Origin of the sequence: Microbulbifer echini, assembly GCF_041447225.1 — a bacterium.
GTDB classification, from domain to species: Bacteria; Pseudomonadota; Gammaproteobacteria; order Pseudomonadales; family Cellvibrionaceae; genus Microbulbifer; species Microbulbifer echini.
Genome location: NZ_JBGMEL010000002.1, coordinates 218,479 through 231,058 on the forward strand (window position 1 = coordinate 218,479; position 12,580 = coordinate 231,058).

Here is a 12,580-nt window from a genome sequence, read left to right on the forward strand (position 1 = left end):
TAATGCGCGGCGTAGAAGTTTGCGGCAGTAAATCGATAGTCTACGGGCCATTTCACTTCGGTCCTTTGGGGGAATTGCATGAAGAGTATTTTAGGTATTGTGGCGGTACTGGCCGTCAGTGCGGCTGCGGCAGTGGCCCAGCAGTCTGTGAATGAGGAAATTGCGGAGCGCATCGCTCCGGCGGGTGAAACCTGCATGAAAGGTGAGGAGTGCGCGGCGGCTGTAGCGGCGGCTCCTGAAGCAGCGAGCGGCGGTGCTCGCAGCGGTGAAGATATCTACAACAAGAGCTGTACCACTTGCCACGCGGCAGGTATCGCGGGCGCACCCAAGTTTGGTGATGCCGCTGCCTGGGCTCCGCGTATCGCTAAAGGTATGGATACTCTCTATACCAATGCCATCAATGGTATCAATGCCATGCCACCTAAGGGTCTGTGTATGGATTGCAGCGATGACGAAGTGAAGGCTGCCGTGAACTATATGGTAGACAATAGTAAGTAAGCCGTTTATTCGCTATCGAAAAGGCCGCTTATTGAGCGGCCTTTTTTTGTTTCTCTCCTAAGCAAAACTCACCTTCCTCTTATCGGCTTTTTCTTATGGAATGGCTGGCGATAATTTAGTTGAATTATCTCACCAGACTGGAGAGGTATTACAGCAATTTTATGCAGGAAGCTCCTATATTTCTGCTCTTGATATTGATCCTATATCAGGGAAGCTTTATTGGGCAGATGGTCGTATCCAATCCTTTGATCCGAGTACAGGAATTTTTGACACTGTATCTAATTTTGATAAGGGTGCTGGCCCTGAGTTAAATCCTGATGCATTGATTGTAGTAAATAATCAGTTAATTTACGCGATTTCTGGTTCTGACCTAATTCAAGTAAATAAGGATACAGGTGATCGTACGCTGCTTTCTAACTTGTATGAGTCTGATGAAAAGATTACTGAGATCATATCTGTTGACTCTCATTCCAGAGAGTCAAAATTATATCTATTAGCCAAGTCTGAATTGACTCCTAAGGGGGCTGAGAATTTATATAGCTTTGATTTGGCTAAACAAAAGATCGAAAAAATTTTTGATCAGATGACAGAGGAAGAGGTTTTTGCAGATTTCCTAACTTCTGGTTTGCAAATTGATCATAAAAATGATTTGGCATATATACTATCTTACAGTTCTGGCCACTTATATAGCATTGATCTAAAAGAAAAATCACTAAAACAAGTATCCTCTGGCTATCGTGGTCAAGGTCCAGCATTAGCAGGTAATGCTGAGAAAACTATCAGATACGATACTTTTTTAAATCGCCTAATTGTTCACGACTCTTCGATATGGTCTGATTTTGGTGGAAAATTGTTATCAATTAATATTGATAGCGGAGACCGAGAAATTTTATCCGGACCAAATACTGGATCTGGCCTTGAGTTTTCTGATTTAAGAGATGTAACTATTACAAGTGATGGCCGAATTTTTGTGGCTGACTATGGCGATGATTCGTTCAAAGAAGTTGATGCTACAACTGGGGATAGAAAAGTTTTTATTAGTTCTGACGTTGGTTGTTGCAATGTAATTGAATTATCAAATGCGATTGATGTTGATCCTGAAGGCGTAACGGCTGTTGTTATTAATGATATGGATTATTTGCTTAAAGTTGATGTTAATACGGGCACAAAATCTATTTTATCTAGTAGTTTTTTGGGCGCTGGCTCTGGTCCTGATTGGAATGGGCTGCGTGACATTGAAACAAATTTTGATGCAGGGGTTGTTTATGCATTAGGACATCAAACTGGAGCAATTACCACTTTATATGAGGTTGATTTAAATACTGGGGATAGAAAAATTTTAGCCAGTGAGGATCAGTGGTCAGATGTTCCGTATATCCAGCATATTTTCCTCAGCGAAGACAAAGAGCGGCTGTTATTTATTCCGAGAGATAAGTACACAGGGTATTTTGAATATAACCTAAAAACTAGTCGGTTAGTAAAGAAGCCATATGCAGGAACAAATGTATCAATTTTGATATCAGGTTTTGCTGAATATGGAGATCGCTTGTTTGGGATAACGAATGCTCCAAATAGTGTGGTGGAAATTGATCAGAAAACGGGCTCCATGGTGATTATTTCCCAATAGTGCTTTTAGTCATTGAAGTTGAGGCTGCATTTGCAGCCTCAATCAAACATACTCAACAAAGACCCTAAAGTTTCCTCTCCCTTCGCCTGATTCTGCTCCGGCGTCGCCTTACCAAATCCTTCCAACAACACATCTTCTTCTGGCAATTCGTCAATAAAGCGGCTGGGTGTGGTGTCCTGGGTTTCGCCGAACTGTTTGCGCTTGCCCGCCAGGGTCATGGTGAGGGTGCGTTGGGCGCGGGTAATGCCCACGTAGGTGAGGCGGCGCTCTTCTTCGATATTGTCGTCTTCAATACTGTTGCGGTGCGGCAGCAAGTTTTCTTCCATGCCGATCATAAATACGTGGGGGAACTCGAGGCCCTTGGCGGCGTGCAGGGTCATCAGGCTGACCTTATCGGTGGCTTCCTCTTCCTCCTGGCGCTCCAGCATATCTCGCAGGATCAGTTTGGAGATGGCCTGTTCCAGGCGGATGTCCTGCTCCAGCTCATCGTCGGTGCCTTCCATAATCTTGTTGAGACTTTCCAGCAGCCAATACACATTCTCCATACGCTTCTCGGCCACCTTCTCGCTGCTGGCGTTTTGCGAGAGCCAGCCGGCGTAGTCGATATCTTCCAGCATTTCGCGCAGGGCGCCATTGGCGGTGGTATCGCGACAGTTGCGCTGCACCCCTTCGAGCCACAGGGCGAAGCGATTCAGGCGCTCGTAGCCCTGCTCGTTGATGTGCTCCTTAAAGCCCAGCTCCGAGCAGGCTTTGAACATGGAGACCTCGCGGCCTTTGGCATAGTTGCCCAGAGCCTCCAGGCTGCTGGTGCCGATCTGGCGGCGTGGGGTGTTGATAATACGCAGGAAGGCATTGTCATCGTCAGGGTTTACCAGCAGGCGCAGATAGGCCATCACGTCCTTGATCTCGGCGCGGGCGAAGAAGGAGGTGCCTCCGGACATCTGGTAGGGAACCTGATGCTCTTGCAGCTTCATTTCAAGGAGGCGCGCCTGGTGGTTGCCGCGATAGAGCACGGCAAAATCCATAAACTTGCAGCCGCGGCGGCTCTTTTGCAGAAAGACTTCGTTGGCAACCCGCTCCGCTTCTTCGGTTTCATTGGCCACCTTGAGCACGCGAATCTCCTCACCCAGGCCGCGATCGGACCACAACGCTTTGTCGAAGTCGTGTGGGTTATGGGCAATCAGGTGGTTGGCCACCTTGAGGATACGACTGGTGGAACGATAGTTCTGCTCCAGCTTGATCAGGCGCAGGTTGGGGAAGTCGGTGTTGAGCGCACTCATATTCTCCGGGCGCGCACCGCGCCAGGCGTAGATAGACTGGTCGTCGTCGCCCACCACGGTGAGGCCACCGCGTCCACCCACCAACAGTTTTACCAGCAGGTACTGGGAATTGTTGGTGTCCTGGTATTCATCCACCAGTAGGTAACGGATCTTTTTACGCCAGCGTTGCAGCAACTCCGGATCCTTGTCGAACAGCTGTACCGGCAGCAGGATCAGGTCGTCAAAGTCGACCGCATTGTAGGCTTTGAGGGCTACGCAGTAGCGGTCATAGGCGATGGCGATGGCCTGTTCACCAGGGCTCTGCGCCTGTTCCAGGGCGCGGCGCGGGGTAAGCATGTCGTTCTTCCAGTTGGAAATCTGGTTCTGCACCCGGTCGAGCAGGTCGGTATCCAGGTCGCCATCGCGCAGCATCAACTCCTTGATCAGGGCGCGGGCATCCTCGGCATCGAAGATGGAGAAGCCGGGTTTAAAGCCGGCGGCACGGTGCTCTTTGCGCAGGATGTTCAGACCCAGGTTGTGGAAGGTGGATACGGTGAGGCCGTGACTCGCCTTGGAGCGCTTGCCATCGGGGCCCGCCAGCAGTTTGCTCACCCGCTCTTTCATCTCCCGCGCGGCCTTATTGGTGAAAGTGAGGGCCGCGATATTGCGTGCGGCGTAGCCACACTGCTCGATCAGGTAGGCGATCTTGCGGGTGATCACGCTGGTCTTGCCGGAGCCGGCACCGGCCAGCACCAGGCAGGGACCATCGACATACTTCACGGCTTCAGACTGGCGGGGGTTGAGCTGGGTCATAGATGGGGTTGCATCTTTGCGTGACGAGAAAGCGGGGGATTCTATCAGCCTTGACTCAAATCCTCCCAGCATGAGTGCGAACGCCCGGCCACAGATGTACTTTGCTGGTGGAATTGACTATAACTGCGCCTTATTCACTGAATCTTTTGTTCCATGCAGCAACCCATCGCCGGCTATCACCTGGATGAAGAAGACCACTGGGTAGCCGAACTTGCCTGTGACCATTTCCAGCATGTGCGCCACAATCCGCCCTGGACCAGCAGGCCCTGGGTGATTACCGGAAAGGGGCGAGATTCCATGCTGGGCTATCCACTGAACTGCAAGAAGTGCGATGAGGGCGCGCCGCCCGACATAATCCGTAAGGCTGTACAACCATGACAAAAATCTGGGTCGATGCCGATGCCTGCCCGGTAGTCATCAAGGAAATTCTGTTCCGCGCTGCCGAGCGCACCGCCACAGAAATGACCTTGGTGGCAAACCAATCGGTAAAGGTACCACCATCTCGCTATATACGTTCCCTACAGGTTACCGCCGGCTTCGATGTGGTCGATAACGAAATCGTACAACGCTGCAATGCGGGAGATCTGATTATCACCAGTGATATCCCACTGGCGTCGGAAGTGATCGACAAAGGCGCCGAGGCCCTCAATCCACGGGGTGAGCGTTACACTAAAGCCAATATCCGCGCGCGCCTGAATATGCGGGATTTTATGGATACCCTGCGCTCCAGTGGTGTACATACTGGCGGCCCACCGGCACTGAACCAGGCGGACCGCAAAGCCTTTGCCGACCAGTTGGATCGGTGGCTAGCTAAGAGTCGCAAGTAAGTCTAAGGAGAATTGCCGTGGAGAGTTTAAGCCTGAAGCCCATAGAGGAGTGGCAATTCCCAACATTGATGTCCTGGCTACCGGATAGAGAGCAGTGCCAACAGTGGGGCGGCCCTAAGTTCCGTTTCCCTTTGGAGAGGGCGTCTTTCCTTGAGGATTGCCGCTGGCCGGAGCTGCCCAGTTATACGCTTCAGGACAGCAGCGGCGATGCACTGGCTTTCGGCCAGTATTATCAACACTTGGGACGATGCCATCTGAGCCGCTTAATTGTCACTCCGAATCATCGTGGGGCCGGAATAGGGCGAGCCCTGATAATACGGCTTGCACAAACCGGTGCTAGAACTCTGGATGCAACCGAGTGCTCCCTATTTGTCCTGCGTACTAATTTTGCGGCACGCAATCTTTACGAGAAGTTGGGCTTTGTAGCGGCTGCATATCCAGGGCAACGTGAATGGCTGGAGCAGTGTGATTTTATGGTCGCACCGTCTAAAGTTTTCCTGCAGAAAGAAAAAACGAAATAGTAATTTTCCAATGCCTGAATTAATACAACCTATTACCGAACGTTTGCAATTGCGCCAGTGGCGTGAGGAAGATAAACCTGCATTTGCCGAACTGAATGCCGATCCCAGGGTGATGGAGTTTTTTCCCGCACTGCTGACGCGACAGGAGAGTGATGCCGGTGTCGATCGCTGCAAGGTCCATATTGAAAAATATGGCTGGGGTTTCTGGGCGTTGGCGCTTAGAGAAACTGGCAAATTTATCGGCTTTGTCGGTATCAAAAACGTGACCGATGACCTGCCCTTCGCCCCGGCGGTAGAGATTGGCTGGCGATTAGCGCACCCTTTTTGGGGAAAGGGATATGCCAGCGAAGCCGCGCGCGCATCCCTGGAAGTAGCATTTAATACCCTGCACCTCACGGAAGTGGTTTCCTTTACGCCTCTGCAAAATATTCGCTCCCAAAGGGTAATGGAACGCTTGGGTATGCGGCGGGATTCTCTGGTCTTTGCACATCCACAGGTCCCAGCGGAAAACCCCCTTTTGCAACATTGTTTGTACCGAATAAGCGCGAATGCGTGGGAAAAGATGTGCGCTACTAAATAATTCCACAGCGGTAATTTATATTTCGACAAGCCTGGGAACCATTGTATTTTGATGGGTTCGGAGATGGGGGCGGCTTTTCTCTGTCGCTCCTCTTTCCAAGACATCAATTAACAATGTCCTCGTCATAGTCTTATGGCGGGGCGCAAGGAGTTCTCGCTATGGAACGGTGGTTTTCTGCAAGGTCAGGCTTGGTTTCAGCGATCGGTTTGCTCTTAGTAAGTATTGCGATTCATAGTTCTGCTGAACCTATTCAGAAAGTCAGCAAGCGTCCGGATGGCTCATTGCTTCACTGGTCGGTAGAGAGACCATCGCGTAGCGGGCAGCAGGGTATGTTTCTGATCGCCCAGGGCTCGGGTTGTCTTCCGGCTATTAAAAATTCAACAATTCAGCAAGCCAAGGAAATAGCTCCGGGTTATGCCATATTGCTGGTGGAAAAATATGGTGTTAGCCATGCCGATAGCCCTACGGATCAATTTAAAGAATGCTCCCAGGATTACATAGCCAACCACACGGTTGAGCAGCGTGCGTTAGATGTAGTCCAGGTGGTTGATGAGTTACGGGGAGACGATTGGTGGAATGGCAAGCTGGTGCTTTTCGGTGGCTCCGAGGGTGGTGATCTGGTTGCCCGACTGGCGCCCAGATTGAATCCCGATGCCGCGGTGGTCTTTTCCAGTGGTCTGGGGGAATCATTTGCGAAAGTGCTAAAGAGCTTGGTTCCTCCCCATGTGGCTAAAGAGGTGGATGCCAAGCTCAACTTTGCCCGAGCCAACCCCAAAAGCGCAGAAGTTTGGGGCGGAAACTCTATGCGCTGGTGGGCCGATGTTGTCGATCGGGTGCCAGTCAATGATTTACTCAAGAGTCACTCCCCCGTTTTGTTAATCCAGGGCACAGAAGACAAGTCTTCACCGGTCAGTTCTGGTCGTGCGGCGCGTGATGCGTACACTTCAGCGGGGCGCTGTGAACTCACCTATTGGGAATATCCGGGCTACGACCACTATATGACGGATACCGACGGTGTAAATCACCGGAATCAAGTATTTGAGCGTATAGCTGGGTGGTTGGCGATTACTGTCCGCGATGGAGCACCCGGGTGTACTCCAGATACCGCCGAATAATATACTTATTGGAATAATAAGAGGAAAATAGATGGCCCTCACAGATAAAATAGCGGCTCTGGTGCTGGGAATATTTTCCAGTATTACCACTGCGGAGGATTTTTCGGTACTGCCGCAACTGGAAACCTATAAAGTGCCGGAGTCCTGGCGCCAGCCGGTAGCGCCTTTAAAGATTGCAGACAAAACATGGCAAATAGGTACTAAGGGAATTACCTCATTGCTATTAAAAACCAAAGAAGGCGCGATTCTAATAGATGGTGGCATGGAACAGAGTGCTGAACATTTATTGGAGAATATGCGCGGGTTGGGAGTCGCACCCGCCGATTTGAAATTAATTTTGCACAGTCATGCCCACGCAGATCATATAGGCGCTTTAGCTGAGTTAAAGCGCGTTACTGGGGCTCAAATAGTGACAAATGCGGAATCTGCTGTATTGATGGCGCGCGGTGGCGCCAATGATATTCATTTTGCCGATAAAATTTTATATCCGTCCTTAAAGGCGGATCGTATCCTGCTTAATGGCGAGCAAGTTGTTCTCGGGGGTTTGCGCCTCCGCGTACACTTTATCCCAGGCCATACTCCAGGCAGTATGGCCTGGACCTGGGAGGATAGTGTTGAGGGTAAGGTCACTGATATTGCCTATGTGGATAGTCTTACGGCTCCGGGTTACCAGTTGATTGATAATCTTCGCTACCCCAATATCGTAGAAGATTTTCGTGCCAGTTATGCCCGTGTACGCGATTTACCCTGTGACTTACTACTGACCCCTCACGCAACTGCCAGTGGCTGGGAGTTTAAAGACACAGCTGCTCAGAAAACACCAGTGAGCTGTCGTCAATATGCCGAGAATGCGGAAGAAAAATTAAATCAACAGCTGGCGGCCGAAAAAATTACGGTTAATTAGCAATTGGTATTAACGGTATTGGCCTGGCTGAATTACCAGCGGGCCAAAAACTGATGTACCTTTGGCACAAGATAAAAATACATTAAAGGTACCAGAATTGCAGTCATTATCAGGGCTTTGAAGCCGACTGCAATTTGTAGTCCCAGTGCCTGTATCGCCAGTAGTAATAGAGTGACAATTGGGTAGACCAGTGCCCATATACACAGGGCGTGCAGTATTGGTTTCTTCATTGTTTTAGATCCTTCATAAAACTGGATATTGTCTGGAAGTATCCTGGCAATATTTGCTTTAAAAATTTCTTCCCGTCTTTACTGATAGCTACACATTTGGCCCGGCCATCACTGGAATCTGCTTCCATGGTAATAAGCCCATCCTCTAGCATACTTTTCAGGGTGCGTGTCATCACCGGCCGGGAAACATCGATACGCTCCGCAATCTCAGAAGCCAGTAAACTATCCCTTTCTGGCTCCCGGTCGATAACGATCATTACCAGGAAACGCAGCTGGGAAGTGGCGTGCTCGGTAAAATAGCTCTCAAGCGACCGAAGTAACAGGCTCGCATCTCGCATCATGGTCAGGGCATTCTGAACGGTGTTGGGGTCCTTTACAGAGAACGTCTTTGCGTACCCCGCGACCATCTGTTGTGTGGGTAACTCTTTAAGAAAAAACATAGGGGAGCTACACCAGTTTCTGTAATTTGTTGATCTCTACAGGCCCTATTAGCCATTCTTTATAGGCTTCGAAGATCGGTGTGATATAGGGCATAGCATAATGCTTGTCGAGATCCTCCTGACTGCGCCACTCCTCGTATAAAAGCAAGCTCGTACTATTCTCGTGTACAACAAACTGGAGGCAACCCTCTTCTTCTAAAGTGTCGGGAACGATGGAAAGGATGGCTTGTTTCGCTTTGTCGAAGCACTCAGGCTTAGGTGAAATCCTGGCAAAGATGAAAAGATGGCTATTCATGGCTATTTCGCAGTAAGCTTAATGTTAATTACCATGGTAACTAAATATTTTGAAGCGTCAATGACTTAATGCATAAAGAGCTACTCAGGCAGACGGGGGCAGGCCCTTACTAGCGGTGAATGGCTTTAGCAATTCACCTTAGAGGGTGGGGATAGCGGCCTGGCGTCTGTCGAGATTGCGGTAGGCCAAAGCCTCGGCTATCTGCGCGGTGCCAATCTTTTCCAATTTGGCTAGGTCCGCGAGGGTGCGTGCCACTTTGAGTACCCGGTGGTAGCTGCGTGCGGAGAGCCCTAGCTTTTCTGCGGATTGCCGTAGAAGAAGTTTTTCCCTGTCGCCTAGTACACAGTATTTCTCAAGTTCGACGCCTTTAAGCAGGCTATTGATTGTGCCCTGTCTTTGCATCTGTTGTTGCCGGGCGCCGCAGACTCTCTCTCTTACGAACTCGGATGATTCGCCGGCAGGCGTGTCCTGCAGTTGCACCGCGCTCATTGCGCCAACTTCCACCTGCATATCGATGCGGTCTAATAATGGTCCGGACAACTTGTTGCGATAGCGGTCTATCTGATCCGGTGTGCAGCGACAGCGTGGTTCTCCCAGATAGCCACAGGGGCAGGGGTTCATAGCGGCCACCAGTTGGAAGCGTGCGGGGAAGGTGACCTGGGCGCGTGCGCGGGAAATGCGTACTTCACCATTTTCTAAAGGCTCACGCAATATTTCCAGGGCGTGACGTGGAAACTCAGGCATCTCATCCAGGAATAATACGCCGCGGTGGGCCAGCGAGATTTCTCCGGGGCGGGGGGTGCTGCCGCCGCCGACCAAGGCGGTCGGGGAGGCGCTGTGATGCGGTGCGCGGAATGGCCTTTGACGCTGGTGGGGCAAACCGGCACTGGAGTAGACTGCGGCAACTTCTATCGATTCGCTGGTGGTTAGTGCCGGCAAGATGCCGGGCAGGCGGCTCGCCAGCATAGTCTTTCCCGTTCCCGGCGGGCCGTAAAATAACAGGTTGTGGCCACCCGCGGCAGCCACTTCTAGGGCGCGTCTCGCCTTGAGTTGACCGCGCACATCTGCAAGGTCTGCACAGTAAGTGATTGCTTGCTCGGCCTGTTGTTCGGCGCGGGGCAGTTTTTCTCTGCCGTGCAATTCTGCGCATACCTCCAGTAGTGATTTGGCACTACCGACTTCGCTGCCGGCCAGTGCGGCCTCGCTGCCGTTCTCTCTGGGGACAACTAATTTACGCTTTGCAGCAGCGCTGGCGATGGCTGCGGGAAGTGCACCACTGACTTGGCGCAGTGCACCGGTAAGTGCCAGTTCCCCAAGAAACTCATAGCGATCCAGAGGGCCAGTAGGAACCTGTCCAGAGGCCGTTAGTATGCCAATGGCGATAGCGAGATCGTAGCGCCCCCCCTCCTTGGGCAAGTCGGCGGGTGCGAGATTGACGGTGATACGGCGCTGGGGGAATTCAAAGTGGCTGTTGACCAGGGCGCTGCGCACCCTGTCGCGGCTCTCGCGGACGGCGGCCTCTGGCAGGCCGACGATATGAAAGGCAGGTAGCCCATTGGCCAAGTGGGTCTCAACGGTGACCAGTGGGGCACTGACACCGAGTTGCGCGCGTGTATAGGTAACTGAAAGGCTCACATTGTCATCCTTGATGTGGCGGCTTCAGGGCAATTAGTCTTCGGACTTGCGCTCCCTTTGTGCGAGTGCCTGCTCGAGTATTTCCACCTTGTCCTCCAAACGTGCCAGCTTCTCCCTGGTGCGTCTGAGAATCTCCACCTGAGTGTCAAATTCTCGCTGGGAGACCAGGGGTAATTTGTCCAGGGACACCTCTAGTGCACTGCGCAGGTCGTTAGTGACCACCGTGCCCTGTTGTTGCAGCTCTTTTAGCAGCTGTTGCAATTTGTCCGCAGCCACGGGCAACTCCTTACTATAAAAATATTATCTATTGGCATCAGATTGTAACCCACCCCATTTGGTCGCAAAAGATAACTCTTTGTGCACTATTCTGATCTTTGCCTCTGCAGGGATTCCCCACTTCTGTGCATGTGAAGATAAATAGTTCCATCTTGGTGCGTGAGACATTACGGGTGCCTTGTTCGTATTTATTCCGGTTTTCTTACTCCTTAATAACGTATTGATTTTACTAAGTATTGCCGTTTTGGCATTAACCCTGCAGTGAAAGGGGAGGTGTGCCATTAACGATCACTGGGAGTCTGGGAAAGTAGCGGTTCACAAGACGCAAGAGACCCTCTGTCATACCCGACAGTGCAGGACCGATTGCAGGCGGCGCCATAGCTCTTGAAATAAAGCCTATAGAAATTTAGGAGAAATAAGGTGGAAGTTAAAAAGCATAAAATTGCCACTGTTTTCGCTGGCGCTTTACTGGCGTTGGGTACTGCCAATCTATCAATCGCCGAAGAAAATACCTCTGCCAGCAGTGCAGAAAAGACGGATATCAGCTTCAGCGCTAATTTGGGTATGGTTTCCGATTACCGATTTCGGGGAATCTCCCAAAAGGATAGAAACCCCGCTATTCAAGGTGGTATAGATCTGGATTTTGGCAATGGCTTTTACGTTGGTACCTGGGCCTCACAAGTGGATTTTGCTTACGGTAAAGATGAAACCGATTACGAGCAGGATTTTTATGGTGGCTACACGGCAGAAATCAATGACTCCATTAGCTATGACGTGGGCTATATCTATTATGCCTATCACGGTAGCAATCAGGATGAGGACTACTGGGAACTCTACGGTAGCCTCAGTATTTCCGACCTGACGCTTGGATTCGCTTATGCCAAGGATTACTGGGCACAAAGTGGACAATTTTATTACCCCTATGCGGATTACAGTTTTTCTCTGCCCGCGGCTATCAGTTTGGATTTACATGTTGGTTTCAATTATTTCGAAGAATATAACGAATTCTTGCACGAAGATGATGCTTATGTTGATTACTCCGCAACCCTACACAGAGACTTTGGTGGTTTAAATCTCAGTGCTGCATTTGTTGGCACGGATGTGAGTAAAGAGGAGTGCTTTGATACCGACTGGTGTGAGCCCACTTTATTAGTCGGTGCTACTTACACTTGGTAATGAATACGCCCGCGATAATTCGCGGGCATTTTTTTGGGGGGAGCCATGAAATTAATCACCGCAATTATCAAGCCTTTTAAATTAGATGCTGTACGTGATGCCCTGCGGGAAGTGGGAGTGAGTGGTGTTACCGTCACAGAAGTCAAAGGATTTGGTCGGCAGAAAGGGCATACCGAGCTGTATCGAGGCGCTGAATATGTAGTGGACTTCCTGCCGAAAACCATGCTGCAAATTGCTGTGGAAGATGGGCAAGTGGATACCGTTTTGGAATCACTGGGTGCCAGTGCGCACAGTGGAAAAATTGGCGATGGAAAAATATTTGTCGCGAACCTGGAACAAGTGGTGCGTATACGCACGGGTGAAACCGGCAGTGATGCGCTCTGA

At 50.6% G+C, this 12,580-nt stretch carries 16 protein-coding genes; 10 read left to right on the forward strand and 6 right to left on the reverse strand.

Annotated elements, in window-relative coordinates; translation table 11 throughout:
• The first annotated feature begins 78 nt into the window (after nt 1-78).
• Together ACCI51_RS03155 and ACCI51_RS03160 are read left to right on the forward strand one after the other, a co-directional pair.
• Complete coding sequence (locus ACCI51_RS03155) at nt 79-498, forward strand: c-type cytochrome (protein ID WP_371842573.1); 420 nt, start codon at nt 79-81, stop codon at nt 496-498.
• A 100-nt stretch (nt 499-598) separates the two neighbouring features.
• Complete coding sequence (locus ACCI51_RS03160; protein WP_371842574.1) at nt 599-2,125, forward strand: NHL repeat-containing protein; 1,527 nt, start codon at nt 599-601, stop codon at nt 2,123-2,125.
• Between the two features lie 38 nt (nt 2,126-2,163).
• On the opposite strand, the gene rep is transcribed toward ACCI51_RS03160, so the two are convergent.
• Complete coding sequence (gene rep / locus ACCI51_RS03165) at nt 2,164-4,197, reverse strand: DNA helicase Rep (protein ID WP_299580422.1); 2,034 nt, start codon at nt 4,195-4,197, stop codon at nt 2,164-2,166.
• Between the two features lie 153 nt (nt 4,198-4,350).
• Between rep and ACCI51_RS03170 the strand changes: the two genes are divergently transcribed.
• The 6 genes from ACCI51_RS03170 to bla all read left to right on the forward strand — a co-directional run bounded on the left by ACCI51_RS03170 (nt 4,351) and on the right by bla (nt 8,144).
• On the forward strand, nt 4,351-4,575 hold the full coding sequence (locus ACCI51_RS03170; protein ID WP_299580425.1) for a DUF3565 domain-containing protein: 225 nt from the start codon (nt 4,351-4,353) through the stop codon (nt 4,573-4,575).
• On the forward strand, nt 4,572-5,024 hold the full coding sequence (locus ACCI51_RS03175) for a YaiI/YqxD family protein (RefSeq protein ID WP_371842575.1): 453 nt from the start codon (nt 4,572-4,574) through the stop codon (nt 5,022-5,024). Before ACCI51_RS03170 ends, ACCI51_RS03175 begins: the two co-directional genes overlap by 4 nt.
• Nucleotides 5,025-5,041: 17 nt before the next feature.
• Nucleotides 5,042-5,545 carry a GNAT family N-acetyltransferase gene (locus tag ACCI51_RS03180; protein WP_299580431.1) on the forward strand — a complete coding sequence of 168 codons (504 nt, stop codon included), beginning with the start codon at nt 5,042-5,044 and terminating at the stop codon, nt 5,543-5,545.
• 10 nt (nt 5,546-5,555) lie between these two features.
• Entirely contained in the window at nt 5,556-6,125 is a 570-nt protein-coding gene (locus tag ACCI51_RS03185; protein WP_371842576.1) for a GNAT family N-acetyltransferase, read from the forward strand.
• Nucleotides 6,126-6,283: 158 nt separating this feature from the next.
• The gene (locus ACCI51_RS03190) at nt 6,284-7,240 is read left to right on the forward strand and encodes an alpha/beta hydrolase family protein (protein WP_371842577.1); all 957 of its coding nucleotides are present in this window, start codon (nt 6,284-6,286) and stop codon (nt 7,238-7,240) included.
• A gap of 31 nt (nt 7,241-7,271) precedes the next feature.
• Entirely contained in the window at nt 7,272-8,144 is an 873-nt protein-coding gene (bla, locus tag ACCI51_RS03195; protein WP_371842578.1) for a subclass B3 metallo-beta-lactamase, read from the forward strand.
• Nucleotides 8,145-8,176: 32 nt separating this feature from the next.
• On the opposite strand, the gene ACCI51_RS03200 is transcribed toward bla, so the two are convergent.
• The 5 genes from ACCI51_RS03200 to ACCI51_RS03220 all read right to left on the reverse strand — a co-directional run bounded on the left by ACCI51_RS03200 (nt 8,177) and on the right by ACCI51_RS03220 (nt 11,020).
• Nucleotides 8,177-8,374 (reverse strand): hypothetical protein, encoded by a 198-nt coding sequence (locus tag ACCI51_RS03200; RefSeq protein ID WP_299580443.1) that lies wholly within the window; start codon nt 8,372-8,374, stop codon nt 8,177-8,179.
• Nucleotides 8,371-8,814 (reverse strand): MarR family winged helix-turn-helix transcriptional regulator, encoded by a 444-nt coding sequence (locus tag ACCI51_RS03205; RefSeq protein ID WP_371842579.1) that lies wholly within the window; start codon nt 8,812-8,814, stop codon nt 8,371-8,373. Before ACCI51_RS03205 ends, ACCI51_RS03200 begins: the two co-directional genes overlap by 4 nt.
• Before the next feature lie 7 nt (nt 8,815-8,821).
• The gene (locus ACCI51_RS03210) at nt 8,822-9,109 is read right to left on the reverse strand and encodes a putative quinol monooxygenase (protein WP_371842580.1); all 288 of its coding nucleotides are present in this window, start codon (nt 9,107-9,109) and stop codon (nt 8,822-8,824) included.
• Nucleotides 9,110-9,247: 138 nt separating this feature from the next.
• Nucleotides 9,248-10,744, reverse strand: a complete 1,497-nt coding sequence (locus ACCI51_RS03215; RefSeq protein WP_371842581.1) for a YifB family Mg chelatase-like AAA ATPase — start codon at nt 10,742-10,744, stop codon at nt 9,248-9,250.
• Between the two features lie 33 nt (nt 10,745-10,777).
• A complete protein-coding gene (locus ACCI51_RS03220) occupies nt 10,778-11,020 on the reverse strand; it encodes an accessory factor UbiK family protein (RefSeq protein WP_299580495.1) in 243 nt (80 codons plus the stop codon).
• Nucleotides 11,021-11,440: 420 nt separating this feature from the next.
• Here ACCI51_RS03220 and ACCI51_RS03225 point away from each other — a divergent pair, with 420 nt between their 5' ends.
• The gene (locus ACCI51_RS03225) at nt 11,441-12,196 is read left to right on the forward strand and encodes a TorF family putative porin (RefSeq protein ID WP_299580498.1); all 756 of its coding nucleotides are present in this window, start codon (nt 11,441-11,443) and stop codon (nt 12,194-12,196) included.
• A 45-nt stretch (nt 12,197-12,241) separates the two neighbouring features.
• Nucleotides 12,242-12,580 (forward strand): P-II family nitrogen regulator, encoded by a 339-nt coding sequence (locus ACCI51_RS03230; RefSeq protein WP_299580501.1) that lies wholly within the window; start codon nt 12,242-12,244, stop codon nt 12,578-12,580.